Source organism: Bradyrhizobium sp. DN3, from assembly GCF_041357655.1.
Classification (GTDB): domain Bacteria; phylum Pseudomonadota; class Alphaproteobacteria; order Rhizobiales; family Xanthobacteraceae; genus Bradyrhizobium.
The window spans coordinates 18,511-45,367 of sequence record NZ_JAULLN010000005.1 but is presented as its reverse complement, the minus strand read 5'-3'; the positions used below and the strand labels follow the sequence as shown (position 1 = coordinate 45,367).

At 64.5% G+C, this 26,857-nt stretch carries 24 protein-coding genes and 1 pseudogene; 4 read left to right on the top strand and 21 right to left on the bottom strand.

All coding sequences use genetic code 11. The features are described from left to right. Window positions 1-21 precede the first annotated feature (21 nt). From AAE027_RS09450 to AAE027_RS09410, 9 genes and pseudogenes are all read right to left on the bottom strand, one after another. Complete coding sequence (locus tag AAE027_RS09450) at window positions 22-1,059, bottom strand: patatin-like phospholipase family protein (protein ID WP_370987763.1); 1,038 nt, start codon at window positions 1,057-1,059, stop codon at window positions 22-24. Continuing rightward, complete coding sequence (locus AAE027_RS09445) at window positions 1,056-1,985, bottom strand: polyphosphate kinase 2 family protein (RefSeq protein ID WP_370987523.1); 930 nt, start codon at window positions 1,983-1,985, stop codon at window positions 1,056-1,058. Before AAE027_RS09445 ends, AAE027_RS09450 begins: the two co-directional genes overlap by 4 nt. Next, a pseudogene (locus tag AAE027_RS09440) lies at window positions 1,957-2,965 on the bottom strand (branched-chain amino acid ABC transporter permease); the annotation flags it as partial. The pseudogene AAE027_RS09440 and the gene AAE027_RS09445, both read right to left, overlap by 29 nt. Continuing rightward, the gene (locus AAE027_RS09435) at window positions 2,962-3,843 is read right to left on the bottom strand and encodes a branched-chain amino acid ABC transporter permease (RefSeq protein WP_370987522.1); all 882 of its coding nucleotides are present in this window, start codon (window positions 3,841-3,843) and stop codon (window positions 2,962-2,964) included. The pseudogene AAE027_RS09440 and the gene AAE027_RS09435, both read right to left, overlap by 4 nt. Window positions 3,844-3,849: 6 nt before the next feature. Then, window positions 3,850-4,554 carry an ABC transporter ATP-binding protein gene (locus AAE027_RS09430; RefSeq protein ID WP_370987521.1) on the bottom strand — a complete coding sequence of 235 codons (705 nt, stop codon included), beginning with the start codon at window positions 4,552-4,554 and terminating at the stop codon, window positions 3,850-3,852. 3 nt (window positions 4,555-4,557) lie between these two features. Then, window positions 4,558-5,325: an ABC transporter ATP-binding protein gene (locus tag AAE027_RS09425; protein ID WP_128935945.1), complete on the bottom strand. Its 768-nt coding sequence runs from the start codon at window positions 5,323-5,325 to the stop codon at window positions 4,558-4,560. Between the two features lie 15 nt (window positions 5,326-5,340). Then, complete coding sequence (locus AAE027_RS09420; RefSeq protein WP_370987520.1) at window positions 5,341-6,657, bottom strand: ABC transporter substrate-binding protein; 1,317 nt, start codon at window positions 6,655-6,657, stop codon at window positions 5,341-5,343. A gap of 95 nt (window positions 6,658-6,752) precedes the next feature. Beyond that, on the bottom strand, window positions 6,753-7,457 hold the full coding sequence (locus AAE027_RS09415) for an NUDIX hydrolase (protein ID WP_370987519.1): 705 nt from the start codon (window positions 7,455-7,457) through the stop codon (window positions 6,753-6,755). A gap of 29 nt (window positions 7,458-7,486) precedes the next feature. Beyond that, window positions 7,487-8,512 (bottom strand): ABC transporter substrate-binding protein, encoded by a 1,026-nt coding sequence (locus AAE027_RS09410; protein WP_176945290.1) that lies wholly within the window; start codon window positions 8,510-8,512, stop codon window positions 7,487-7,489. Window positions 8,513-8,650: 138 nt separating this feature from the next. Here AAE027_RS09410 and AAE027_RS09405 point away from each other — a divergent pair, with 138 nt between their 5' ends. Further along, window positions 8,651-9,100, top strand: coding sequence for a cupin domain-containing protein (locus tag AAE027_RS09405; RefSeq protein WP_091878970.1), 450 nt, complete (start codon window positions 8,651-8,653; stop codon window positions 9,098-9,100). Between the two features lie 175 nt (window positions 9,101-9,275). Here AAE027_RS09405 and AAE027_RS09400 read toward each other — a convergent pair whose 3' ends face one another. Together AAE027_RS09400 and AAE027_RS09395 are read right to left on the bottom strand one after the other, a co-directional pair. Next, window positions 9,276-10,064 carry an ABC transporter permease gene (locus AAE027_RS09400; RefSeq protein ID WP_370987518.1) on the bottom strand — a complete coding sequence of 263 codons (789 nt, stop codon included), beginning with the start codon at window positions 10,062-10,064 and terminating at the stop codon, window positions 9,276-9,278. Further along, window positions 10,064-10,882, bottom strand: a complete 819-nt coding sequence (locus AAE027_RS09395; RefSeq protein WP_370987517.1) for an ABC transporter ATP-binding protein — start codon at window positions 10,880-10,882, stop codon at window positions 10,064-10,066. The genes AAE027_RS09400 and AAE027_RS09395 overlap by 1 nt, the downstream gene beginning before the upstream one ends. Window positions 10,883-11,161: 279 nt before the next feature. On the opposite strand from AAE027_RS09395, the gene AAE027_RS09390 reads away from it, so the two are divergent. Beyond that, window positions 11,162-11,944, top strand: a complete 783-nt coding sequence (locus AAE027_RS09390) for an ATP-binding cassette domain-containing protein (protein WP_370990890.1) — start codon at window positions 11,162-11,164, stop codon at window positions 11,942-11,944. Further along, entirely contained in the window at window positions 11,941-13,500 is a 1,560-nt protein-coding gene (locus AAE027_RS09385; RefSeq protein WP_370990888.1) for a glycine betaine ABC transporter substrate-binding protein, read from the top strand. The genes AAE027_RS09390 and AAE027_RS09385 overlap by 4 nt, the downstream gene beginning before the upstream one ends. Before the next feature lie 206 nt (window positions 13,501-13,706). On the opposite strand, the gene AAE027_RS09380 is transcribed toward AAE027_RS09385, so the two are convergent. The 9 genes from AAE027_RS09380 to miaA all read right to left on the bottom strand — a co-directional run bounded on the left by AAE027_RS09380 (window position 13,707) and on the right by miaA (window position 24,157). Next, entirely contained in the window at window positions 13,707-15,419 is a 1,713-nt protein-coding gene (locus AAE027_RS09380; protein WP_370990887.1) for a sulfatase-like hydrolase/transferase, read from the bottom strand. Between the two features lie 258 nt (window positions 15,420-15,677). Continuing rightward, the gene (locus tag AAE027_RS09375; RefSeq protein WP_370990886.1) at window positions 15,678-16,529 is read right to left on the bottom strand and encodes an SDR family oxidoreductase; all 852 of its coding nucleotides are present in this window, start codon (window positions 16,527-16,529) and stop codon (window positions 15,678-15,680) included. Window positions 16,530-17,018: 489 nt separating this feature from the next. Next, window positions 17,019-18,038, bottom strand: coding sequence for a ketol-acid reductoisomerase (gene ilvC / locus AAE027_RS09370; protein ID WP_370990885.1), 1,020 nt, complete (start codon window positions 18,036-18,038; stop codon window positions 17,019-17,021). A gap of 133 nt (window positions 18,039-18,171) precedes the next feature. Next, window positions 18,172-18,774 (bottom strand): LysE family translocator, encoded by a 603-nt coding sequence (locus tag AAE027_RS09365; protein ID WP_370990884.1) that lies wholly within the window; start codon window positions 18,772-18,774, stop codon window positions 18,172-18,174. Between the two features lie 7 nt (window positions 18,775-18,781). Continuing rightward, window positions 18,782-19,672, bottom strand: coding sequence for an EamA family transporter (locus AAE027_RS09360; protein ID WP_370990883.1), 891 nt, complete (start codon window positions 19,670-19,672; stop codon window positions 18,782-18,784). A 48-nt stretch (window positions 19,673-19,720) separates the two neighbouring features. Continuing rightward, on the bottom strand, window positions 19,721-20,416 hold the full coding sequence (locus tag AAE027_RS09355; RefSeq protein ID WP_370990882.1) for a class I SAM-dependent methyltransferase: 696 nt from the start codon (window positions 20,414-20,416) through the stop codon (window positions 19,721-19,723). Between the two features lie 3 nt (window positions 20,417-20,419). Further along, complete coding sequence (gene ilvN, locus AAE027_RS09350) at window positions 20,420-20,962, bottom strand: acetolactate synthase small subunit (RefSeq protein ID WP_091878999.1); 543 nt, start codon at window positions 20,960-20,962, stop codon at window positions 20,420-20,422. A gap of 143 nt (window positions 20,963-21,105) precedes the next feature. Then, window positions 21,106-22,881 carry an acetolactate synthase 3 large subunit gene (locus tag AAE027_RS09345; protein WP_370990881.1) on the bottom strand — a complete coding sequence of 592 codons (1,776 nt, stop codon included), beginning with the start codon at window positions 22,879-22,881 and terminating at the stop codon, window positions 21,106-21,108. Between the two features lie 328 nt (window positions 22,882-23,209). Further along, a complete protein-coding gene (miaA, locus tag AAE027_RS09340) occupies window positions 23,210-24,157 on the bottom strand; it encodes a tRNA (adenosine(37)-N6)-dimethylallyltransferase MiaA (RefSeq protein WP_370990880.1) in 948 nt (315 codons plus the stop codon). An 11-nt stretch (window positions 24,158-24,168) separates the two neighbouring features. Between miaA and serB the strand changes: the two genes are divergently transcribed. Continuing rightward, complete coding sequence (gene serB / locus AAE027_RS09335) at window positions 24,169-25,074, top strand: phosphoserine phosphatase SerB (protein WP_370990879.1); 906 nt, start codon at window positions 24,169-24,171, stop codon at window positions 25,072-25,074. 139 nt (window positions 25,075-25,213) lie between these two features. Here serB and AAE027_RS09330 read toward each other — a convergent pair whose 3' ends face one another. Further along, window positions 25,214-26,719 carry a Do family serine endopeptidase gene (locus tag AAE027_RS09330; protein WP_128935963.1) on the bottom strand — a complete coding sequence of 502 codons (1,506 nt, stop codon included), beginning with the start codon at window positions 26,717-26,719 and terminating at the stop codon, window positions 25,214-25,216. Window positions 26,720-26,857 lie beyond the last annotated feature (138 nt).

Genomic DNA, 26,857 nt, shown 5'->3' with positions numbered 1-26,857 from the left:
TCCATGGCCGGCTCGCGCCGCCTAGAGAAACATGTCTGTCAGGTCAACCGTCGAGGACTTTCCGACCCGGTCGAAGTTTCGCGCCAGCCAGCTTCGCGCCGCCTCGCGGCCCTCGTCGCGCAGGCGACACAACAGGCTCCATTCGGGATGGAATTGCGTGGCCGTACCGAGCTGCGACATCAGCTGGTCGTTGCCGATCCAGTGCATGTACATGCGGCTATGCCTGTCGCTGTCGAGCTCGCCGTCGTCGATCAGCCGTGTGGCGAAGGCGATCGCGCGCATCTCGCGCATCAAGGACGAATTGAAGCTGATCTCGTTGATGCGGTGGAGGACATCGGCCGCGCTGGTCGGCAGCTCGTCGCGCCGGATCGCCGTGACCTGCACGATGATGACGTCGTGACTGCCCTTGCGGTAGATCAGCGGAAAGATCGCGGGATTGCCGAGATAGCCGCCATCCCAATAATGCTCACCGTCGATCTCGACCGCCTGGAAATAGGGCGGCAGGCAGGCCGAGGCGAGCACGGTGTCCGCATTGAGAAACGGGCTCTGGAACACCTTGATCTTGCCGGTGCGGACGTTGGTGGCGTTGAGAAACAGCTCTGGCGCCTCGGGCGAGGAGTTGAGCCGGTCGAAATCGATCACGCGCTGCAGCAGCGTGCGGAGCGGATTGAAGTTGAAGGGATTGAGCAGGTTCGGCGGCAGCGTGTGCGTCAGCGTGTGGATGAAGGCATGGACCGGATGATATTCCGGCGGCAGCTTCAGGGCCTGGATCCACTGGTTCAGCGGCGAGAGCAAATCGTACGCCAAGTCCATGCGCGACACTTCGTACCAGAACGCGTGCAGGCTCTGCCGCGCCGCTTCCGCGCCTCCGTTCGCCATGCCGGAGGCCATCGCCACCGCATTCATCGCGCCGGCACTGGTGGCGCTGATCGCCTCGATCGCCAGCCGGCCGTCCTCGAGCACCTGGTCGAGCACACCCCAGACGAAGGCGCCGTGCGCGCCGCCGCCCTGCAGCGCGAAGTTGACGTTCTTGCGGTTCGCGGTTCCGTTGGCTGTCACTTTGCCCGCTTCCTGCCTCCCGTCCCCTCTTTCTCCAGCGCCTTGCGCACTTGCTCGAATTCCTGCAGCGAGGCCCTGTCGGCACGCGGAAAGCGCAGGTCCAGCTTTTCGAGCGCAGCATTGATCACGGAGCCGATCACGACGCGGGCGAACCATTTGTGGTCGGCGGGCACGACGTACCACGGCGCATGTGGTGTCGACGTGTGGCGCACGATGTCCTGATAGACCGCCTGGTAGCGCGGCCACAGCGCGCGCTCCTTGATGTCGTCCATCGAGAACTTCCACTGCTTGGCCGGCTCTTCCAGCCGGTCGAGGAAGCGCTGGCGCTGCTCCTCCCTGGAGACGTTGAGGAAGAACTTCAGCACCACGGTGCCGTTGCGGCCGAGATAGCGCTCGAAAGCGGAGATGTCCTCGAACCGCTCCTTCCAGATGTTCTTGGTGACGAGCTTTGCCGGCAGCTTCTCCTTGGCGAGGATCTCCGGATGCACCCGCGTCACCAGGCATTCCTCGTAATGGGAGCGGTTGAAGATGCCGATATGGCCGCGCTCCGGCAGCGCGACCACGTGGCGCCAGAGGAAGTCGTGGTCGAGCTCCTTGCTGTTCGGCGCCTTGAAGGCACGGACCTCGCAGCCCTGCGGATTGATGCCCTCGAAGATCGCTTTGATCGCACTGTCCTTGCCGCCGGCGTCCATGGCCTGGAGTACGATCAGGAGCGACCAGCGGTCCTGGGCGTAGAGCTTCTCCTGAAACGCGATCAGCCGCTTCTTGTTGGCATCGAGGATCTCCTGCGCCGTCTCCTTGTCGAGATCGCCCTTCTCGTCGGTCTTGTGGTCCTTGAGGTGAAACTTGCCGGATCCGTCGTAACGGAACGGCGTGATGTAACGGTCGAGCTGGTCGGCGATCGATTTGGACGGCTTCTTGCTCATGAGTTCGGGGACACCTTGCGTTGCGGCTTCAATCGGTCGAGCACGCTACCAAGGATGCCCTTGGGAAGAAATATGATGAAAAGCACGAGCAGCACGCCATAGACGAGATTGTCCCAGCCGACCGCCTTGGTGCCGAAGCCGATACGCAAGCTCTCCGCGAGCAGGATGGTGATGATGGCGCCGACGGTCGGGCCGAGCGAGACGAACAGGCCGCCGACGATGGCCGCGAACACCATCTGCAGCGACACCGCGATGCCGCTGACGGTGTCGGGCGTGATGAACATCTGGTACTGGCAGTAGATCGCGCCGGCGAGCGCCGTCATCAGCGCGCTGAGCAGCGTGATCTTCAGCTTCTCGGCGGTGACGTCGACACCGGCCGCGGCCGCGGCGTCCTCGTCCTCCGAGATCGCCTCCAGCGCATGGCGAGCCATGCTGCGGTCGACCCAGTGCCAGACCACGATGCCGAACAGCCAAACCGCAAGTGCGATCAGATACCAGATGGTCTTGTCGTCAAATTGCAGCGCCAGCAGCTTGTTGCCGGACGCACGGTTCGGCGTGTAGCCGAGCGAGCCGCCGGTATAGTCGCGCGTCGCGGTGATGACTTGGAGCACGATGCCTGACAGCGCCAGCGTCACGAGCACGAAATAATGCCCGGTGATGCGGAAACGAAAGCAGGGATAGCCGACGATCAGCGCCAGCGCCCCGGCCGCGATCATGCTGACGGGAATGCCGATCCATGGCGAGAGGCCGAGGTGATTCCACAAGAGCGCGGTGACGTAGGCGCCGATCCCCATGAAGCCGCCGTGCCCGAGCGAGACCAGGCCGAACCGCCCCATCATCGACCAGGACGTGTAGGCGAACGACCAGATCAGGATCAGTACCAGGATGTGCAGATGATAAGGATCGCGATAGACGAAGGGCAGCGCGACCAGCGCCGCCAGCCCTATCCCCCAAGCTGCAATCCGCCCCTGCCCCATCATCGGCGCCTCGCCAGGAGGCCCGCGGGCCGGATGAACATCATGACGATGAAGAAGGCGAAGGCGAGCACATAGCCCCATTCCAGGTCGGAGAACAGGCCGCCGAGCGAGATGATCTCGGCGAACAGGAACGAGGCGATGAAGCCGCCGATGAAGTTGCCTAAGCCGCCGAGCACGCAGATCAGGAAGGTGATCGGCCCGAAGGAGAGGCCGACGAAGGGATGCACGTCATATTGCAGCACCAGGAGGCAGGCCGCGAGCCCGGCCAGCGCACCGCCGAGCGCGGACGTGATGAGATAGATCCGCTTGGCGTCGACGCCCATCAGCGCCATGATCTGCCGATCCTGCGAAATGGCGCGGATCGCGGTGCCGGTGAAGGTTCGCGTCATGAACAGATAGACCGCGACCATGCCGACCAGTGCCGCCACGAAGGACAGCAGCCGTGCGTAGCTGAAATTCATGTCGCCGAAGGCGAGCACCGGCAGGCGGATGCCGAGGTTGCGGAAGTCGATGCCGAAGGCGACGGTGGCAAAGCTCTGCAGCACGAACAGCACACCGCCGGTCGCGAGCAACTGATTGATCGGCGGTGCCGTGAGCAGCGGCGCGATCACGAGGTAGTGCAGCGCCGCCCCGAGGAGCGCGACCAGCAGGACGGTCAAGGGAGCGGCGATGAAATAGCTGACCCCGTAGTACTGCACCATGAAATACATGGCGTACATGCCGATCATCACGAGCTCGGCATAGCAGATCCAGGTCACGTCGATGACGCCGAAGATCAGGTTGAGGCCGAGCGCGAGCAACGCCAGCACGCCGCCGAGCAGGATGCCGTTGATCACGGCCTCCAGCAGATAAATGTCGAAGACGTCCAGAAATGCCTGCATGCCCCCTCACACCCCGAGATACGCTTCCTTGACCGTGTCGCTCGCCAGCATCTCGGCCGAGGTGCCGGAGGCGCGGATCGTGCCCGCCTCGATCAGATAGGCGCGATCGACCACTTTCAGCACCTGCTGCACGTTCTGCTCGACGATCAGCACGGTCAGGCCGCTGGCGCGGATCCGCTTCACCAGCTCGAACACCTGCTGCACCACGACCGGCGCGAGGCCGGCCGACGGCTCGTCGAGCAGCAGGAGTTTCGGATTGGACATCATCGCGCGGCCGATCGCGCACATCTGCTGCTCGCCACCGGACATGGTGCCGGCCATCTGGTGGCGTCGCTCCTTCAGGCGCGGAAACAGATCGAACACGACGTCGAGCCGCTCGGCATAGTGGGCGCGCGCCTCCTTCATGAAGGCGCCCATCTTGAGATTGTCGTCGACCGAAAGCTGCGGAAACAGCCGGCGGTTCTCCGGCACATGCGCAACGCCGAGGCTGACGATCTTGTGCGCCGGCGTCGCCACGACGTCGATGCCCTCCATTTTGATCGAGCCGCGCGACGGCCGGATCAGGCCGGAGATGATGCGCATCAAGGTGGTCTTGCCGGCGCCGTTGGGCCCGATGACGCCGACGGCCTCGCCGGCCTTGACGTCGAGATTGACATCGAACAGCGCCTGGAACGTGCCATAGCCGGCATTGACGCCGCGGAGCTCCAGCATCGGCTAACCTCCCGCGCGGCGGCGCGCCTCGGCGGCCGCGGCCTGCGTGGTCTCGGCATCGGTGCCGAGATAGACCTCGATCACCCGCGGATCGCCGGCGACCGCGCTGGGCAGCCCCTCGGAGATCTTCTCGCCGTGATCGAGCACCATGACGCGGTCGACGACGCGCATCAGCACGCCCATGATGTGCTCGACCCAGATGATGGTGATACCGAGCTCATCGCGGATGTTGCGCAGCATGTCGGCGGCCTGGTCCATCTCAGCCTCGTCGAGGCCGCCGAGGCTTTCGTCCGCCAGCAACAGCTTCGGCGCGGTGGCGAGGGCCTTCGCAAGCTCGAGCTTCTTCAAGCCGGCTGCGCCGAGGCCATCGACACTGGCATGGCGATCGGTCGGCAGGCCGACCATCGCCAGCGACCGCTCGGCCGCTTCCTCGGCCTTGACGCGACTGTGGCGGCCCTGGCCGTAGAAGCCGGCCAGCGCGACATTCTCGAAGATGGTCAGGCGGCGGAAGGGCCGCGGAATCTGGAAGGTACGGCCGATGCCGCGGTTGATGATCCGGTGCGGTGCAAGGCCTGCGATCTCATGCCCGGCGAACAGGATCGATCCGGAGCTCGGCACCAGGGTGCCGGAGAGCATGTTGAAGATGGTGCTCTTGCCCGAACCGTTGGGGCCGATCAGGCCGAGGATCTCGCCCTGGTCGACCCTGAACGAGACGTTGTTGACGGCCGTGAAGCCACCAAATCGCTTCACCAGCCCGCTGACTTCCAACACCGAAGCACTCCGCCGCTACTGGTTGCTGTAGGTGGTGCCTTTCGGCAGCGGCAGCACCGCCTCGCGCTGCGCCTGGCTCTTGGGCCACACCACAGAGGACTTGTCGTCGATGTACTGGATCACGACGGGAAACGAGCGTTCGTTCTGCCCGGCCATCGGCGTGCCCTCACCGTAGAACTTCACGCCGAAGCCGAGCATGGTGCCGCCCTCGGGAATGTCGGTGTCGAGCGCCGCCTTGCGCAGCGCGTCGGGATCGACACCGCCATACTTCTTGATCGCGCGCGGCAGCACGTCGCTCATGAATAAATACGTGTTGGACGCGCCGATGCCGACATGGGCCGAGCGGATCGCGACTCCAGGCTTGATCTTGTCGAACTCCTCGCCGACCATCTTGATCACGGGCGGCAGCTTCGGATCCATGGTCTTCTGGTTGGCGAGCCAGATCGAGATCGGATCGGCGTTGAAGATGTAGGCGGCGTCTGCGCCCATGCCTTCCTTCAGCTTCTCGTAGACGCCGTAGCCGGCGCCATGTCCCATCAGCGCGCCGAACTTCAATCCCTGCTCGCGGGCCTGGCGCAGCAGCAGCGTGATGTCGGGGTTGTAGCCGGTGTGGAAGATGACGTCGGGCTTGGCGCGCTTCAGCTTGGTCACCAGCGCGGAGAGATCAGGCGCGGTCGCCGAGTAACCTTCCTTCAGCACGACATTGAAGCCGGCCTTCTTCGCACCGGCCTCATTGCCCTTGGAGACGTCGACGCCATAGGCGCCGTCCTCGTGGATGATGGCGACGCGCAGGTCCTTCGGCTCCTTGCCGAACTTCTCCTTGGCGTTCTGCGCGATGAAATCCATCGTCATCATGCCGAACTGGTCGCCGCTCGCTTGCGGGCGGAACACGTATTTGTAGCCCTTCTCGTTGAACACGGCCGACGAGATGCAGGTCGTGATCCACATGAATTTCTTGAGCTGCTCGACACGGGCCGCGACCGGCACGCATTGCGCCGAGGAGAAGAAGCCGAGCACCATGTCGACCTTCTCGAGCAGGCGGACGGATTCGTTGATGGCGATGTCAGGCTTGCTTTGCGCGTCGGCGTAGACGGCCTCGATCTTGTAACCCTCGACGCCGGTCTTGGCGAAATGATCGAGGATGATCTTGGCGCCGACATAGTTCAGCTCGGACCCGCCGCCGGCGAGAGGTCCGGTCAAATCGAAGACGACGCCGATCTTGATCTTCTTCTCTTTGCCTTGGTCTTGGGCCTGGGCGGACACCGCCAAGCCCATCGCTGCAATCGCGACCAACAGCCCACGTACCAAACGGGCAGCCATGCGCAGGCGCATCAAAACCTCCCTGGACGATTGTGCATCGCATTCTTGTTGATCTTGCTTTTTCGCCCATCACATGGGGTGAGCGAAGCGATGTCAAGCCTCGGGCGTCAGCGAGAGGCGAACTGCTGCGCAATAAAGGCCGTGACAAATCGCGGCATGGTCGGCGTGACATCATCCATCCCGCGCACGAGATGGATAGCCGACAGTTCGGGCTCGACCTCGCGCGCCAGATTGGCTTCGATCCGGGCGCGGGCCACCTCGCCCGGCATATCCAGGTTGAGGACCTGAATCATCGCAATCGCACGGCCGGAGACCACGCAGTGCCAGTCTGCCTCCGCGGCATAGTCGGCCACGGTGAGGCCGGTCTCCTCCGCGATCTCGCGGACGACGCTGCCGGGTATGTCGAGGGCGCCAGCCCTGATGTCGTCGAGGTCGGGCGTTCCCGACGGGAAATAGATGCGGCCGGCATTGGCGGTGTGGTGCGCCATCTCGCCCATCACGAAGGCGCCGTCGGAGGTGCGCAGCGCGCCCATGCCAAAGCCGTTGAACACGGCCGGATCAGGAAAGCCCCAGTCGCGCCAGGCAAGGAAGCTGGCGAAATCGGTCTCGAAATAGGTCGCGGCGAGATGGCCGTCCGTGAACACGGCATCGCGTCCGAGCAGGACGCGGCCGTTCCAGATCTTCGGCCGCTCACGCTGCTTCTCGGCGAAATGCGCCGCGATCTCGGCGCGGCGCTCCTCCGCGAACGGCCACACGATCGGCCGCACCGCAAGATCAAGCGTCGCAACGCGATGAATGACCGGTGACGTCATGACGCCTGACTACTTCGCATTCGCGTCAGCTATTTGGCATTCCCCGTCGTCTTCTTGGCCTGATCGACGAATTTGTTGGTGAAGGTCTTGCTGACGTCGATCTTGGCGTTCGCCACCTCGGGCGAACCGACGCTGAACACCGCAAGCACGGCATCGGCGCCCTTCGGGTCCATCTTGCCGGTTTCGGAGAACATCGGGATCGTGTTCTTCAGCGCGGCGAGATAGAGGTCCTTGTTCTTGCCGACCGCCTCCTCCGGCATCTTCGCCATGATCTCCTCGGGCGAGTGCGAGTGGATCCAGGTCAGCGTCGCCAGGATCGCGTTGGTGAGCGCCTGCGTCTCCTTCGCGTGGCCGTTGACCCAGGCCGCCGTCGAGTACAGCGCGCCGCCCGGATATTCGCCGCCGAACGTCTCGAGCGTGTCCTTCTGGGTGCGGGTGTCCGAAAGGATGCGCAGATCCTTGTGGCTGCCCTGCAGCACGGTGACGGAAGGATCGAGCATCACGGCCGCGTCGATCTGGCCCTGCTCCATGGCGGCGACCGCGGTGGCGCCGAGGCCGACGCCGATCACGGCGGTGCCGGCGGGATCGAGGCCGTTCTTCTTGAGCATGTATTTGAGGAAGAAGTCGGTCGAGGAGCCCGGCGCGCTCACGCCGACCTTCTTGCCGGCAAGGTCCTTCACCGACTTGATGTCGTTGGTCCGAGAGGGCGCGACCACCAGCACGAGGCCGGGATAGCGGTCATAGACGACGAAGGCCTGAAGCTCCTGCTTCTTGGCGGCGAGATTGACGCAATGGTCGAAATAGCCGGAGACGACGTCGGCACTGCCGCCGAGCACGGCCTTGAGCGCGTCCGAGCCGCCCTTGAGGTCGACCAGCTCGACATTGACGCCGGCCTTCTCGTACTCGCCGAGCTGCTTGGCCAGCACGGTGGGTAGATAGCACAGGCAAGAGCCGCCGCCGACCGCGATGGTGACCTTGCTTTGCGCCGCGGCAAGCGAGGTGGTGAGCGTCAGCGCGAGCAGCGCGCCGGCGAGCCTGGCAATCGTGTTCTTCATTGGTTTCCTCCGTTCGGCCGGCGGCACCATAGAGCAGCGGGGCTGGCTTGAGAAGCACCGCCTATGCGGGCTGGCCATCGGCCTTTCTGCGCAATAGCATGCCCAAACAAGAACAATTCTCGATGGGGAGGATCATCCATGAATCGCCTTGCTGCCGGGCTGTCGATCGCCGCCGCCTTTGCCGCCGGATGCGGCGCCACCCACCTGCTCCGGCCGGCGCTCGCCGCTGAAAACATCACCGCGCAGATCATCCATACCGGCGAGATGCAAGGCGACGCGCTCGGTCCCGCCAACGCTGTCGGCTACCGCTCCAAGATGTTCGCGAGCGCGGACGGTGCCACCATCTCGATCCAGGTCGGCAACGTGCCCAAGCACCTGCATCCCAACACCAACGAGATCCAGTACATCCTGGACGGCACCGGGACGATCTGGCTCGGCGACAAGGAGGTGACGGTGAAGCCCGGCGACCTCGTGATCATCCCGAAGGGCACGCCGCATGGCGGCACCAAGCCGATCAGCGGCCAGGTCAAGGCGATCGCGATCAAGACGCCACCGCAGGCGCCCGACGACACCAAGCTGCTGGATTGAGCTTGTCTTCACCTCTCCCGCTTGCGGGAGAGGTCGCGCCGAAGGCGCGGGTGAGGGTTCTCTCCTCTTGGGGGCTCTCGCAAGTGGAGACACCCTCTCCCCAACCCTCCCCCGCAGGCGGGGGAGGGAGCGCACCTTGGATGTGGCTCGCAATCAGAAACTAATTTTCTTACTGCTATCCCCGCCCATCCGACGCTGTCGGCCGCCACACCAAGAGACGGCGCTCCACCAGCGTCACCCCAAAGTCGATCAGGATGACGAAGGCCGACAGCACGAACATGCCCGCGAACACGCCGGCGACGTCGAAGATGCCTTCGGCCTGCTGAATGAGATAGCCGAGCCCAGCCGCCGATCCCAGATATTCGCCGACGACCGCACCGACCACGGCGAAGCCGACCGAGGTGTGCAGGGAGGAGAACATCCAGGACAGCGCCGACGGCCAATAGACGTGCTGCATCAATTGCCGCTCGCTCATGCCCAGCATACGGCCATTGTCGAGCACGGTGCGGCTGACTTCCTTCACGCCCTGATAGACGTTGAAGAAGACGATGAAGAACACCAGCGTCACGCCGAGCGCGACCTTGGACCAGATGCCAAGCCCAAGCCACAGCGCGAAGATCGGCGCCAGCACGACGCGCGGCAGCGCGTTGACCATTTTGACGTAAGGGTCGAACACGGCCGCAACCAGCGGCTGGCGCGCAAACCAGAAGCCGACCAGCACGCCGCCGAGCGATCCGATCAAGAACGCCAGGATCGATTCCGCGAGCGTAATGCCGAGATGCTTCCAGATCACGCCGGACGCGAACCACTTCACGATCTGGTTGAACACGTCGAATGGGTTGGAGAAGAAGAACGGCGGCAGCAGGATCTTGCCGAACACGGGGACGGTCGACAGCACTTGCCACAGCACAATGCAGACGACCGCGACCAGAACTTGCAGCGCAAGCAGCGTCGGGCGCGACATCAGACCGCTTCCTTCGCGTGCGTGGACTGCTCGTAACCCTTCATCACCTCGTCCTTCAGCACGCTCCAGATCTCGCGATGCAGTGAGTGAAACTCCTTGTCGAGCCGCACCTCGAAAATATCGCGCGGGCGCGGCAAGCTGACGCGCCAGTCGCCGATGATGCGCGAGGACGGCCCCGCCGACATGATCACGACGCGGTCGGCGAGTGCGATCGCCTCTTCGAGGTCGTGGGTGACGAACAGAACCGCCTTGCGGTCGGCGTTCCAGAGGTCGAGCAGCAGGTTGCCCATGACCTGGCGCGTCTGCGCATCGAGCGGCCCGAACGGCTCGTCCATCAGCAGGATTTTTGGATCGCGGATCAGCACCTGCGCCAGCGCCACGCGCTTGCGCTGGCCGCCGGAGAGCATGTGCGGATAGCGGTTCGCGAAGGCGCCGAGGCCGACGGAGGTCAGCCATTGCTGTGCCCGCGGCAGCGCTTCGGAGCGCGGCGTGCCCTTGATCTCGAGCCCGATGGCGACGTTGTCGAGGGCGGTCTTCCACGGGAACAGCGCGTCGGCCTGGAACAGATAGCCGGCATCCCGGTTCAGCCCCGCGAGCGGCTGGTCGAATATCCTGACGCTGCCGGCTGCGGGCTTGAGCAGCCCGGCGGCGATGTTGAGCAGCGTGGATTTCCCGCAGCCGGTCGGGCCGACAATGGCGACGAACTCGCCCTGCGCCACCGCGAGATGGGCTTTCTCAACCGCTGTATAGACCCGGCCGTCCCCGAGGCGGAACGCGACCTTGGCATCTTCCAGCGCCACCGCCGTGGGCGTCGTCATGTGCTTCCTCCAAACCTGGACCGATGCCTTAGCCGCTCGCGCGGCCAAGTTCAATCAAGGCGCCAAGCGTGCTACGCATGGGGTCTTGCCGTGCTCTTACCCTCCCCTGGAGGGGGAGGGTCGGCTCACATAAGCGCAGCGAAATGTGAGACGGGGTGGGGTGAAGGTCTCTCTGCGAAGAACAGTGCCCGAGTGGAGAGATCACCCCACCCCGCTCGCGCTGCGCGCGATCGACCCTCCCCCTCCAGGGGAGGGTGAGAGAAAAGCGAGCCACCCGTGATGCCCTCCAGGCCGATGATCAGCTATGCGCATGTCACCAAGAGCTTCGGCCCGCTCAAGGCCGTCGACGATGTATCGCTCGACATCGCCGAAGGCGAATTTGTGGCGATCGTCGGTGGGTCGGGCTCCGGCAAGACCACCCTGCTGCGGCTCGCCAACCGGCTGATCGAGGCGGATGGCGGCACGATCATGATCGAGGGCGAGGACGTCCGAAATGTCGATCCGGTCGCGCTGCGGCGGCGGATCGGCTACGTGTTCCAGGCCGGTGGGCTGTTTCCGCATCTGAGCGTTGCCGACAATATCGGGATCACGCCAAGACTGCTGGGCGCGTCGGCTACGGACATCGCCGCGCGTGTCGACGAACTGCTGGAGCTCGTGCAGCTCGACCGTGCCGGACATCGCGACCGGCTGCCGGAAGAGCTCTCGGGCGGCCAGCGCCAGCGCGTCGGCGTGGCGCGGGCGCTCGCGGCAAAGCCCCACATCATGCTGATGGATGAGCCGTTCGGCGCGCTCGATCCCCTCACCCGCGATGCGCTCGGCGAGGATTTTCGCGACCTGCACCGCAAGCTCGGCCTGACCACCGTGATGATCACGCATGACATGACAGAGGCGATTTTGCTGGCCGACCGCATTGCGGTGATGCGCGCTGGAACGCTGCTGGCCCAGGGCACGCCGGCAGAGCTGTCAAAGAGTGGCGACGCCTATGTGCTGGAGCTGTTGCGCACGCCCCGGCGCCAGGTCGAGCGATTGAATGCGCTGTTGCCGCAGGGCGGTGGGGCATGAGCTTCTTCACCGACCCGCGCTGGGGCGAGGCGCTGTCGCATTTGCCCGACTATCTCGGCAACCATGTGCGGGTAAGCCTTGCAGCGCTCGCGCTCGGTCTCGCCGTCAGCCTGCCACTGGCCATCCTGACGCGCAATCGCCCGGCGCCGCGCGGCATGCTGCTCGCGTTCGCCAGCATCGTGCAGACCGTGCCTGGGCTGGCGCTGCTTGCGCTGTTCTATCCGCTGCTGCTGCTGGCGACTTCCGTCACGCTCGCCTGGTTCGGCGTCTCCTTCTCCGCTTTCGGCTTCCTCCCGGCGATGCTGGCGCTCGCGCTCTATTCGATGTTGCCGGTGCTGCGCAATGGCATCACCGGTCTCAACGGCATCGATCCGGCGCTGCTCGAAGCCGCCAAGGGTGTCGGAATGACCGCACGGCAGTCGCTGGTCATGGTCGAACTGCCGCTGGCGCTGCCGGTGATGATGGCGGGCATCCGCACCGCCGCGGTGTGGGTGATCGGCACGGCGACGCTGTCGACGCCGATCGGGCAGACCAGCCTCGGCAATTACATCTTCGCCGGGCTTCAGACCCAGAACTGGGTGTTCGTGCTGTTCGGCTGCCTGGCCTCGGCCCTGCTCGCGCTTGCCGTCGATCAGCTGCTCGGCCTGATCGAGACCGGTCTGCGCCAACGCAGGCGCATGCGCGCCGGGCTCGGGGCGATCGGGATCGCCGCACTTGTCGCTGCCACGCTGGTGCCGACGCTGGGACGCTCGTCGCAGAGCTATGTGGTCGGCGCCAAGACCTTCGCCGAGCAATATGTGCTGTCGGCGCTGCTCAGGGACCGCCTCCAGGCGGCCGGACTTTCCGCCACCGCGCGATCCGGCCTCGGCTCCAGCGTGATCTTCGAGGCACTGAAGGCCGGGGACATCGATCTCTATGTCGACTATTCCGGTACGCTCTGGGCCAACCAGTTGCATCGCACTGACATCAAGCCGCGCGCGGAGCTGCTCGCAGAGCTGAAGACAGCCCTCGCAAAAGAGAACATCACCTTGCTCGGCGAGCTCGGATTCGAGAATGCCTATGCGTTGGTGATGCCGAGAAGGCGCGCCGAGGCGCTTGGCATCCGCAGCATCGCCGATCTCGCCGCGCACACATCGACGATGTCGATCGCCGGCGACTACGAGTTCTTCTCGCGCCCCGAATGGGCCGCGCTGCAAAAGGCCTACGGCCTTTCCTTCCGCGCCCAACGCCAGATGCAGCCGGACTTCATGTATGCCGCGGTGGCCAGCGGCGAGGTCGACGTGATCGCCGGCTATACCAGCGACGGCCTGATCGCGAAATACGATCTCGTCGCACTCGATGATCCCAGGCACGCGATCCCGCCCTACGACGCGATCCTGTTGCTCGCGCCGAAACGCGCCAGCGATGAGCGGCTACAGGCTGCGCTCAAGCCGCTGCTCGGCAAGATCGACATCGCGACCATGCGCGAAGCCAATTTGCGCGCCAGCGGCAACGATGCCAATTCATCACCCGATGCGGTGGCGAAGTGGCTGTGGGAGAAGGTGGGCGGGCGGTAGGTCGCACCCAGCCGCTCTCAAGCCCCGTCATCCTGAGGCGCGAGATGCACAGTGCGCAGCACCGTGCGGCGAGCCTCGAAGGATGAGCGGCCCCGGTGCAGCCGGGCCGTCGCCCTTCGAGGCTCACCCAGCGGCGCCTTTGCGCCGCAGGGCTCGCACCTCAGGGTGACGGTCAATGAGTAGCGCTTGGGGGTACAGCAAGACAGCTACAGCCCCCGGATCATCCCCGCTTCGATCAGCAGCCGGTTCAGCCGCCGCGCCTCGGCGCCGTCCTTGCAGCCGTAGAAGATGCCCTTGCAGCGGAGCATGATCGCCTTCTGCTCGGCGAAGGACGGATCAAGCGGGATGCCGGCGGCCTCCTGGATCACCAGCGGCAGATACGGGCCGTCGATCGTGTCCATCACGGCGTCGCTCTTCACCGGTTCGAAATTGACGGCGTCGATCGCATAATAGGTTGCGTAGAGACGCGGATCGTAAGCGTCGAGCTTCTTGCCGAGAGCGCCCTCGTCGAGCCCGGGCTCGAGCAGGCTCGGCGCGAATTCCGGCTGGTGATCGCCGTAGCGCACGATCAGGAAAGGCTCGCCAGGAAAATTCTTCTTCAGGCCGGCGACGAAAGCCTTGTACTGCTCGGCGCTCATCGCCTGGCGGCGCAGATATTCGTCGATCGACGGCACGTTGCCGGGCGTGCGCCAGTTCGGCAGCAGGTCGGGACGGAAGCGCGTCTCCCAGGGGAAATGATTGGCACCGAGATAGATGAAGGTGAACAGCGGCTTGTTCGGCGGCTGTTGCCCCATCAGCTGGAGCGCCTTGGCATAGAAGAAGGAGTCCGGTTCGACGTCCTTGGCGCCGAGATCCTTCGAGTCGAGGAAGCGTTCGATGCCGGTCGTGATCTGGAAGCTGCGGGCGCCCATGAAGCCGCCATGGGCGGGATACAGCGACATCGTGTCGTAGCCGCAACGGCGCAGCGCCAACGGCAGGCCGCGCTCGACGCGGTTCGAGGCGATGCGCGTCACGAAATAGGCGAAGCGGCCGAACGAACGCGAGGAGAGCCCCGCAAGCACGTTGTATTCGGTGAACCAGCTCGGCCCGCCATTGCTCTCGGCCAGGAACGTGCGCTGCTTGCCGTCCCAGGACTTGAAGTGGTCACCGTAGCGCGGCGGCAACTTGATGCCCTGCGCGGCGCGGATGTCGAAGCTCGATTCATCGTGGATCATGATGATGTTGGGCCGGCGACCCGCAGGGTGGCACTCATCGACCAGCGGCACGTTGAGCCGCTCGTTGGTCGCGGCGGCGGATTCCATGAAACCGTACTGCACGAAATCGGCGACCGCGGTGACGCCGGAGCGGAAGAATTTCGAGAGATAGCCGTCGTCGTAATAGCCGCGCCAGGCTTCGTCCGGATGATAGAGCGAATAGCCGACCAGCGCGGCAAGGCAGGCGAGCTTGCAGGCGAACGCCGGCAGACGGCGGATGCGGAACGGATCGAGCCACCACAGCGCATACATCAGCGGCAGCGTGACGAGGCCGGCCAGGATCACCGACCAGCGCAGATTCGGGAAGATCGTGAACAGGAACGCGACGGTGTCGCGGTCGATCATCATCAGGTCGATGAAGTTGACCGTCATCTGCACGACGTCGTGCTTGAGCCGGGACAGCAGCACCAGCACGACGACCATGGTCAGCGACAGCGCGCCCGATAGGGCCGGCCGCCGCAGCAGCGTGATCCAGAAGAAATTGAGGATGCCCCAGGCCAGCGCGAAGGAGAGGCGCGAGCCGAAATCGGTCTCGGTCTCGTACATCAGCGCGATCGCTGCGAAATGTGGCGCTGTGACCGCGAGCAGCCGCCAGATGCCGAGCGCGGCGACGCTCGCCAGCACGGCGGTGGTGGCAGAAGGACCTGGATTGGGCGCGGACGCCATCGACGACACGCAACTTCTGGTCCGGCGCGGTGATGCCAAGCCGTCTGGCCGGCCTCGAGGCAGCTAGCGGCGCCCGGCGCAGCCGGAAGTCTGCACCGTGTCATAAAACTGTAACGGAACAGTCACGGTCAGGCAACGCGTCCGGCGATCCGACTTTCGCTTATTGTTAGCGGGAGACGTGGGCCGCAGGCCCGGCAGGCCGCTCCTCGCAACGTCAGGGCTTGGCGATAGGACGGACCGGCCGAGGCGAGCTGAACGTCACCCCTGCGGCAGCAGCCCGAGGCGCTTGGCGATGATGCGGTCCAGCGTCCGTTTTGGCAGCACGGCGCCGATCAGATGGCGGAGCGGGTCCGGCGTGATCTGGTAGCGCACTTTTGGGCTTGCCGCCGTCAGCGCCTCGAACACCACTTCGGCGATACGCTCGGCGGGCAGGCCCTTGGCGCCGATGTCCATCATGAACGCCATCGCCTTGTTTAGTGCCGGCAGATAGGGCGAGTTCTGGTAGACGGAGAGGTCGATCTCTTCGGCCTTGCTCCAGATCGGCGTCTTCACCGCGCCGGGCGCGACGATGATGACGTCGATGCCGAACAGCATCAGCTCGCGGCGCAGGCTCTCCGACAGGCCCTCGATGGCGTGCTTGGAGGTGCTGTAAGGTGCCGACAGCGGATTGCCGTTCTTGCCGGCGACCGAGCTGATCATCACGATCCGGCCCTTCGGCCCCTTCAGCGCGGCGTCTGCGCCCAGCAGCGGCCCGAACGCCTGCGTTGCGATGACCGGACCGATGACGTTGACGTCCATCTGGCGGCGGAAATCGTCGACCGACAATTCGAGCACGGGGCCGGCGACCGCGATGCCTGCATTGTTGACGAGCCCCGTCAGCGTCTCGCCGCCCAGCGCCTCGCGAACTTTTCGCGCAGCAGCGAGAACAGCTGCTTCGTCGGTGACGTCGAAAAGCAATGGCGTGAAATTGGTGCCGAACTCACTCTTGAGCCGGTCGGCGTCGGCCTGCTTGCGGACACTGCCGAACACGCGATAGCCACGCCCGATCAGAAATTTCGCAACTGCCCAGCCAATGCCGGTGGATGCGCCGGTGACGACGACAGATCGCATGGTCCCCTCCCCTCGAGTTCCCGCAATCATGTAGGAGGAAGGTGCCGGGGCGCAATGTCGCCCAGCTCGCAAGTCCGCGCAGCGGGTGCGCCATGAGTCGAAGGCGCGTTAAAAGACGGATGAAGAGCCGAATCCTTGGCTCTGACGACGCAGCGATTTTGACGATCAGGAAGTTCTAAGAAGCCTTGAAAAACGACGTGAAACCAAGAATGTGGTTTAAGCGTCAGTTCTTGGCGCTCAAGCAGCGCGTCAGCTCGCGAAGAATTTGAATGAAGCAACTGTGCTTCGCGCGAGAAGGAAAGAGCGAGACCGCTGTCTGCGATCTCGCTCGACGATAATTGCAAAGGGCTTAAGATTTGGTTTGGCGACCGAAGCTTGTGTTCGCTCGTGTCCCGGATAAGCGAAGCGAAGCGCAGAGCCGTCACCCAGAAGCCGCATTGGACCCCGGATCAGCAGCGCGGTGCTGCGCTGCGTCCGGGGCACAACGGCTTAGTTCTTGCTCTTATCGACCAGTGCGCCCTTCTTGATCCAGGGCATCATGTCGCGCAGCTTCGCGCCGACTTCCTCGATCGGGTGCGCGGCGAGCTTGGCGCGGGTCGCCTTGAACGAGGTCTGGTTGACCTTGTTCTCGAGCATCCAGTCGCGGGCGAACTTGCCGCCCTGGATGTCGGCGAGAACCTTCCGCATCTCCTTCTTGGTCTCGTCGGTGATGATGCGCGGACCGGTGACATACTCGCCGTACTCGGCGGTGTTGGAGATGGAGTAGTTCATGTTGGCGATGCCGCCTTCATAGATCAGGTCGACGATCAGCTTCACTTCGTGCAGGCACTCGAAATAGGCCATCTCCGGGGCGTAGCCGGCTTCGACCAGGGTCTCGTAGCCGCCCTTGATCAGCTCGACCAGGCCGCCGCAGAGCACCACCTGCTCGCCGAACAGGTCGGTCTCGCATTCTTCCTTGAAAGTGGTCTCGATGATGCCGGCACGGCCGCCGCCGATGGCGGACGCATAGGACAGGCCGAGGTCGTGGGCATTGCCCGAGACGTCCTTCGCGATCGCGATCAGGCAGGGCACGCCGCCGCCGCGCTGATACTCCGAGCGCACGGTGTGGCCGGGGCCCTTCGGCGCGATCATCAGCACGTCGAGGTCGGCGCGCGGGTCGAGCAGGTTGAAGTGGACGTTGAGGCCATGCGCGAACACGAGGGCGGCGCCCTTCTTCATGTTGTCGTGCAGGTGCTCGCGGTAGATGTCGCCCTGGAGCTCGTCCGGGGTCAGCATCATGACGAGGTCGGCCCATTTGGCGGCTTCGGCAACCTCGAGCACCTTGAAGCCGGCAGCTTCCGCCTTCTCGGCCGAGGCCGATCCCTTGCGCAGCGCAATCGCCACCTCCTTGACGCCGGAGTCCTTCAGGTTGAGCGCATGGGCGTGGCCCTGGCTGCCATAGCCGACGATGGCGACCTTCTTGCCCTTGATCAGGTTCAGGTCGGCGTCGCGATCGTAATAAACACGCATAGTTCGTTTCCTCGTTCGGGGCCGGAATCGGCCGATGGTCAGGTCTTTCGAAGGTGAATTGACGGATTTCGGGGGCTGTCTAGAGCATTTTAGGGCCCCTGGGAAACCCGTTTCTGCATGGAAATCTGCGGCATCATGCATCCATGAAGACGGGGTAGAGGGAAGCGAGCAGCAGCACCGCCATCAAGATATTGAAGGCACGGACCAGCCGCTCCGAGGTCAGGACCGGCCGCAATGCGGAGCCGAACAGAGCCCAGACCACGGTCGAAACCGTGCCGACGAGCAGGCTGATCAGGGTCTGGATTGCGATGTTGAGTGGGAATTGGGCGATCGCCGCGTAGGCGGTAATGGTGCCGATCACGATCACCCAGCCTTTCGCGTTGATCCATTGGAACATCGCCGCGCCCCAGAAGGTCATCGGGCCGCGGCCGCCCCCCTCGCCCGGCTTGGTCGGGCCGGACATGGCGATCGCGGCGGCGAGATAGATCAGGTAGGCCGCACCGGCATATTTCAAGATGGTCTGGAGGATCGGATAGGCCAGGAACACGGTGCCGAGCCCGAGGCCGACCGCGGCCACCATGAAGGCAAAGCCGATGACGATCCCGACGATGTGGGGGACGGTGCGCCGAAAGCCGTAGGTCAGGCCGGAGGACAGCAGCATGATGTTGTTCGGCCCGGGCGTGAAGTACATCACGACCATGAAGATGAGAAAGGCATAGAACAGCGATTGGGACATGCTCGCCTCACGCGACTTTGGGCAGCGGCTCTTCAGGCAGCGCCTTGGGCCGCTTCGCCAGCACCATCACCGCGATACCGCCGATCACGGTCAGCATGCCGGCGAGCCTTAGGGGTCCGAACCGCTCGCCGAACACGACGCTTGAGGCCGCCGATCCCACGAACGGCACCAGCAGCGCGAACGGCACCACCTGGGCGGCTGGATAGTCGCGCAGCAGCCGACCCCACAGCCAATAGGCGATGCTTGTCGAGACGCCGCCAAGCGCCAGCATGCAGAGCGCTGACGTCAGCGAGATGTGGGTCAGCGATATCCAGGTCGACGCCGGGCCGTTGGCGATAAGCGCCAGCGCGAACAACGGTATCGCCGAGGCGAGACACAACCACGCGAACAGGTCGAACATGGGCACGCCGCGGGCGCCACGCAGCAAGAGATTGCCGACGGCAAAGCTGACTGGCGAGATCATCAGCACCGCAAACGCAGCAGCGCTGAAATCATAGCCGACAGTGCCGCAGATCATCAGAAGACCGATCGCAGCAATGCCGGTGCCGAGTGCCTGCATCGGCGTCGGCCGCTCGCCGAATGCGAGCGCGGCAAAGCCGATGGTGAAGAGCGCCTGGCTCTGCACGACGACACTGGTCAGCCCCACCGGCACGCCATGGGCGATACCATAGGCCTGGGACAGGAACTGGCCGAGAAACAGCGTGAAGCTGATCGCGATCAGGAGCGACCAGGCAATCTTCGGCTTGCGAATGAACAGGCATGGGACCGCGGCGATGGTGAAGCGTAGCGCCGTCATCAACTCCGGTGACAGTTCGTCGAGCGTGATCCGGCTCGCCACGAAGGCAAGCCCCCAGATGATCGCCACCAGGATGGCGATGAGGATGTCAGCCGGCTTCATTGTTGTTCCCGGTTCTGCACTATCGTGCAGCCCTGTTGCTTTTTCTGTCTAGCCTTGCTCGCCGGCTTTCGGTTTCCTCAGCAGATAAGTGCCGTGCATGGGGGCGTGATAATCGGCCGAGATCAGCGTGAAGCCGACGTCGGTCAGCATCCGCTCCATCACCCAGCCGAAGGTGGAATATTCGTCGCGCATGTGCGTGACCACGCCTTCGCGCGAAAAGTCGTGGTTCTTGATCTGGAAGTCCGCCCATTGCTCGACATCGCGCTCGATCGCATCCGGCATCGAAGCGTAGACGATGTCGCGCAGGTAGAAGCTCGCGCCCGGCTTCAGCGCGCGATAGATCCGCGATATCGCCACTGCCTTCCAGAAGTCCGGCAGATGATGCAGCGTGAACTCGCTGACGATCAAATCGTAGGATTCCGGCCGGTAGGAGAAGCTCAGCAGGCCGGCCGACTGGGTGCGGACCGGCGCCTTGCGGTCACGTGCATAGATTTCGGCGAGCGCCAGCATCGCGGGCGAGATATCGATGGCATCGACCTCTGCACCTATCAGCGCCCCTTCGGTCGCGAGCACGCCGTTGCCGCAGCCGATGTCGGCGATGCGCCAGCCGCGCTGGACCCCGAGCATTTTCAGCGCGGCGCGCGCCCGCAGATCGGCATCGTCATGGTTGTCATAGATCGACGCCACCGCGGGCTCGATCCCCATCCGGTTCCGCTCGTTATAGTACCAGTCGCGCGCCAGCATGGTTCACATCCCTTCAGGCCCGCGACCAATCGCGGCAACGCCGGTGCGCGACACCTCGACGAGGCCGAGCGGACGCATCAGGTCGATATATTGGTTGATCTTTTCAGTGTTGCCTGTGATCTCGAACACAAAGCTCTCGGTGGTGGCATCGATCACACGGGCGCGGAACGCATCCGCCAGCCTGAGCGCCTCGACCCGGTGCTCGCCCTGCCCGCGCACCTTCACCATGGCAAGCTCGCGCTCGATCGAGCGCTTGGTCTGGGTCATGTCGACGACGCGGTAGACCGGGATCATGCGATCGAGCTGGTGCTTGATCTGCTCGATCACCATCGGCGTGCCGGTGGTGACGATGGTGATGCGCGACAGATGCTTCTGGGCCTCGGTCTCCGAGACCGTGAGACTTTCGATGTTGTAGCCGCGGCCCGAGAACAGGCCGATGACGCGCGCGAGCACGCCTGGCTCGTTCTGCACGAGCACCGCGAGCGTGTGCGTCTCGTTGGGATCGTGGCGGTCCTCGATGAAATAGGCAGATGCCGGCTGGTTCATTGTCGTCCCCTCAAATATCTCTCGTCACGCCCTGCGAAGGCGGGCATTCAGCGTTCACCGGCCGGGATTTTTCACGCAGGCCGCGGCGTACTGGATCGCCCGGTCGAGCCGGGCGATGACAGCGGAGCTTGTGATCATCGCGCTCACACCAGCGCCTTGCCGGCGGCGAATGCCTTCGCGGTAGCCTCGTCGTTGGCCTGCTCAGGCAACAGCATCTCGTTATGCGCCTTGCCGGAGGGGATCATCGGGAAGCAGTTTTCCAGCGCGGCGACGCGGCAGTCGAACAGCACCGGGCGCTTGACCGCGATCATCTCCTTGATGGCACCCTCGAGATCGGCGGGCTTGTGCACCTGGAGGCCGACGCCGCCATAGGCTTCGGCGAGCTTGACGAAATCCGGCAGCGCCTCCGAATAGGAATGCGACAGGCGGTTACCGTGCAGCAGCTGCTGCCACTGCCGCACCATGCCCATGTACTGGTTGTTCAGGATGAAGATCTTGATCGGCAGCTCGTACTGCACTGCCGTCGACATCTCCTGCATCGTCATCTGCACCGAGGCATCACCCGCGATGTCGATGACGAGGCTGTCGGGATGGGCTACCTGCACACCGATCGCCGCCGGCAGGCCGTAGCCCATGGTGCCGAGACCGCCCGACGTCATCCAGCGATGCGGCTCCTCGAAGCCGTAGAACTGCGCCGCCCACATCTGATGCTGGCCGACCTCGGTCGTGATGTAGGTATCCCTGCCACGCGTCAGCTCGAACAGGCTCTGGATCGCGTGCTGCGGCAGGATGACGTCGTTGCTCTTCTTGTAGTAGAGCGAGTTGCGGGCACGCCACTGCGCGATCTGCTGCCACCACGACTTGATGTCGGGCTTCTTCGCCTCCGCCTTGAACACCTGGAGGATGTCGCCGAGGATGTTGCCGCAATCGCCGATGATCGGCACGTCGACGCGGATGTTCTTGTTGATCGAGGACGGGTCGATATCGATGTGGATCTTCTTCGAGCCTGGCGAGAACGCGTCGACGCGGCCGGTGATGCGATCGTCGAAGCGCGCGCCGACGCACAGCATGACGTCGCAATCATGCATGGTCATGTTGGCTTCGTAAGTGCCGTGCATGCCGAGCATGCCGAGCCAGTTCTTGCCCGAAGCGGGATATGCACCCAAGCCCATCAGCGTGGAGGTGATCGGGAAGCCGGTGACCTCGACCAGCTCGCGCAAGAGCTTGGTCGCCTCGGGACCGGAATTGATGACGCCGCCGCCGCTGTAGATCACCGGGCGCTTGGCGTTCGCGAGCAGCGCCACCGCCTTGCGGATCTGCGTCGCATCGCCCTTCACGCGCGGCGCATAGGAACGATGCACGTCGGACTTGCGCGGCGGATGATAGGTGCCGGTCGCGAACTGCACGTCCTTGGGAACGTCGACCAGCACCGGGCCCGGCCGGCCGGAGGTCGCGACGTAGAACGCCTCGTGCAGCACCTTGGCGAGATCGTTGACGTCGCGCACCAGCCAATTGTGCTTGGTGCAGGGGCGCGTGATGCCGACGGTGTCGCATTCCTGGAAGGCATCGTTGCCGATCAGATGCGTCGGCACCTGGCCGGAGATGCAGACCAGCGGGATCGAGTCCATCAATGCGTCGGTCAGCGGCGTCACCATGTTGGTGGCGCCGGGGCCGGAAGTCACCAGGGCGACGCCCGGCTTACCGGTCGAGCGCGCATAACCCTCGGCGGCGTGGCCCGCGCCCTGCTCATGGCGGACCAGGATGTGCTGGACCTCGCTCTGCTGGAAGATCTCGTCATAGATCGGAAGCACCGCGCCGCCGGGATAGCCGAAAATGTCGGTCACGCCGTGATCGATGAGCGCGCGGACGATCATCGCGGCGCCGGTCATCTGGTTCGGATCGTGGCTCTTGTCGGTCATTGGCTTGCTCCGGATGCGCTGTTGTCAGCGGCTTCGTTCGTGTCGGGTTCGGGAAATAAAAAAGGCCCCGAAGAGGGCCCACGCACACCGCCTGTCTTGTGGATGGCAGCTAGCCACCCCCGGCGGTGTGCCTGGGTACGACGGCGATAAGGAGGTTGGTAATAATGTTACGCATGGCAGGCGCCCGGCTTCCCAAAGGTTGCGCGAAACATAGCGGCCAAAGCCTGGATGTCAAGGCAATGCGGCCGTTCCCGCGCGATTTTGGCAGTGTAGCGGGGTTCCCAGGGTTCGGCGAGAGGTAAATTCGGGAACCGGGCACAAAAGCACGTCAGTCGGCGTCCGCAGTCGCCGCCGCGAGCCATCCCCTCGCCTCCTCCGGCTTGACCCATTCGAACTCGGGCAATTGGTGCCGGAACCAGGTGAACTGGCGCTTGGCGTAATGGCGGGTGTCGGCACGGCCGATTGTGGCTGCTTCGTCCAGGCTGAGCTCGCCGCGCAGATGCCGGATCAGCGCCGGCACGCCATGGGCCTTCATGGCCGGCAGCAGCGGATCGAGGTGTCTGGCGGCGAGCCGCTCGACCTCCCTCAGCGCGCCGGCGCCTAGCATGGCATCGAAGCGGGCATCGATGCGGGCATAGAGCTCGTCGCGCTCGGGGGCGAGAAACACCGCGCGAAAACTATCCTTCGGCAGCAACGGCGGCTGGCCCTCGCCGTGCCAGTCGAGCAGCGAACGGCCGGTCGCCTCGACCACTTCGAGCGCGCGCGCGATCCGGGTGCGGTCGCGCAGATTCAATCGTTCGGCCGCGCGCGGATCGCGGTGTGCGAGTTCCGCGTGGAGCGCCTCGACGCCGCTCCGTTCCAGCCGCGCGCGCACGTCCTCGCGCACCTCAGCGGGAATTGGCGGTACCACGGAAAGGCCCGCCGTCAGTGCCTTGAAATAGAGCCCTGTGCCGCCGATGAAGATCGGCAGGCGACCATCGGCCGTCGCCGCTTCCAGCACCTTCGCCGCGTCGCTCACCCAGGCACCAGCCGAGAAATTCACGGCCGCATCGACGTGGCCGTAGAGACGATGCGGCACGAGCGCCTCATCCGCCCCTGTCGGCCGTGCCGTGATGATGCGCAGGTCGCGGTAGACCTGCATGGAATCGGCGTTGATGACGACACCGCCGGTGGCGAGCGCAAGCTCGAGCGCCAGCGCCGACTTGCCGCTGGCGGTCGGGCCTGCGATAAGCACGGCCTTGCCAACATGCCCTCCGCTGACTTGCCCCTCGCTCACGAAAACCTCAAATGTCCCTCGTCGCCACGCTGATCTGTAATCCCGACAATCCTGCGCTCGACTCTACCATCGTCGACGGCGCCCGCGCCGTGCTGCCAAAGGCAGCTCCCGCGCACTGGCTGTTCGACGGGGTTGCGGTCGACATTCCCTTCGGCGCCGACAGTAACCTCGAAGGCGACCGCCACGCCATCGAGCAGCGGCTCCGCGAGCTTCGCGGCGACCTGCCCATCGACATCGTCGTGCAGCCAGTCGGCTTCCGGCGCAAGAAGCTTTTTCTCGCCGACATGGATTCCACCATGATCGGCCAGGAATGCATCGACGAGCTCGCCGACTTCGTCGGGGTGAAGGCGCATGTGGCCGCCATCACCGAACGCGCGATGCGCGGCGAGATCGAGTTCGAGCCGGCGCTGCGCGAGCGCGTTGCGCTGCTCAAGGATCTTCCCGCCAGCGCGGTCGACGAGGTGCTGGCCAAGCGCATCACGCTGACCCCCGGCGGCCGTGAGCTGGTCGCGACCATGCGCGCGCACGGCGCTTACACCTGCCTCGTCTCGGGCGGTTTCACGCTGTTCACGACTGCGGTCGCCGCCAAGCTCGGCTTTCAGGAAAACCGCGCCAACGAGCTTGTGGTGCGCGACGGCAAGTTCACCGGCGAAGTGAAGCAACCGATCTTGGGCCGCGCCGCGAAACTCGCGACGTTGGTGGATCTGATGGAATCGTTCGATCTCGACGACCTCGAGTCGGTCGTGGTCGGCGACGGCGCCAATGACCTCGGGATGATCCAGGCGGCCGGGCTGGGCGTGGCGTATCATGCCAAGCCGGCGGTGGCTGCTGCCGCGGCGGTGCGGATCGATCACGGCGATCTCACCGCGCTGCTGTATGCGCAGGGATATCGGCGCGAGGAGTTTGTGGAGGCTTAGAGCCTCCTCTCCGCTGTCATCACCCGCGAAAGCGGGTGATCCAGTATTCCAGAGACCATGCGAGGATACGGAGTGGCCGCGGCGTACTGGATGCCCCGCCTTCGCGGGGCATGACAGTGAGCGTGGGGCTAAGCATCTCCTACTGCACGCTCAGCGCCACGAAGCGCAGCTCGCCGTCGGCATTGGAGACGAGCAGCAGTACCGACTTCTTGCCGTCCTTCTTGAGCTGGTCGACCCGCTTCTGGATCTCGGCGCCGCTCGACACCGCCTCCTGCGCCACCTCGACGATGACGTCGCCGGCGGACAGCCGCTTCTCGGCGGCGTCGGAATTGGCGTCGACACTGGTGACGACCACGCCCTTGACGGTGTCCTTGATCTTGTAGCGCGTGCGCAGATCCTTGCTCAGCGTTGCCAGGTCGAGACCGAGCGCCTTCTGCGTCACCGGCTTCTCGGGCGCGGGTTCGTCGGTCTTCACCGCGGCCTGAACCTTCTCGGGATCCTGGAGGCGGCCGAGCGTGACCTTCTTGGTCTGCTCCTGACCCTTGCGGATGATGATCACGTCGACCTCCTTGCCGACCGCCGTATCGGCGACGACGCGGGACAGGTCCTTCGGGTCCTTGACGTCCTTGCCGTCGAACTTGACGACGACGTCGCCGGGCTCGATGCCGGCGGGCTTGGCCGGGCCCTTGTCGTCGACGCCGGCGATCAGCGCGCCACGCGCGGGCTTGATGCTGAGGCTCTCGGCGATCTCGTCGGTGACGCTCTGGATGCGCACCCCTAACCAGCCGCGGCGCAGCTCGCCGAACTGCCGGAGCTGGTCGACGACGCCCACGACGGTCTTCGACGGCACGGCGAAGCCGATGCCGATGGAGCCGCCGGAGGGCGAGATGATCAGCGTGTTGACGCCGATGACGTCACCGTCGAGGTTGAACAGCGGGCCGCCGGAATTGCCGCGGTTGATCGAGGCGTCAGTCTGGATGTAGCTGTCATATGGCCCTGAGGAGATGTCGCGGTTCTTGGCCGAGACGATACCGGCCGTGACCGTGCCACCGAGACTGAAGGGGTTGCCGATCGCGACCACCCAGTCGCCGAGGCGCAGCTTGTCGGAGTCGCCGAACTTCACCGCGACCAGGGGCTTCGGCGGCTTGATCTTGAGCACGGCGAGGTCAGTCTTCTTGTCGACGCCGACCAGTTCGGCCTTGATCTTGGTTCCATCGTTGAGAATGACGTGGATCTCGTCGGCATCGGCAATGACGTGGTTGTTGGTGACGACCACGCCTGATGTATCGATGATGAAACCGGAGCCGAGCGAATTGGTCTTGCGCGGCGGGTTGTTGTCACCGCCTTTGCTGCCACCGCCGGGACCCCTGCGGTTCTTGAAGAAGTCGTCGAAGAACTCCTCGAAGGGCGAGCCGGGCGGCAGTTGCGGCATGGTGTTGCTGCCGCCGCCCTTGGCATCGACGGTCTGCGACGTGGAGATGTTGACGACCGCGTCGATCACCTTCTCGGCGACGTCGGCGATGCCGTCCGGTCCACGCGCATGAGCCGGCGTGCCGAATGCGCCGAAGGCACCGATGGCGAGCGCGGCCAGCCCAGTTCGCACCCAATGGCGCAAGCGGGACGGGGCAATGGTGGCAGCGGTCATTGTGATCTCCAGGGAATAGGGGGTTCGGCGCCAGACTGCGCTCGAACGGGGGGACGGCGCAAGCGCAGAGCTTAACGGGTCTCAACACCCCGATAATACGGCGAAAACCAGTCGTTCGCCTTCACTTTGACGTTGGCA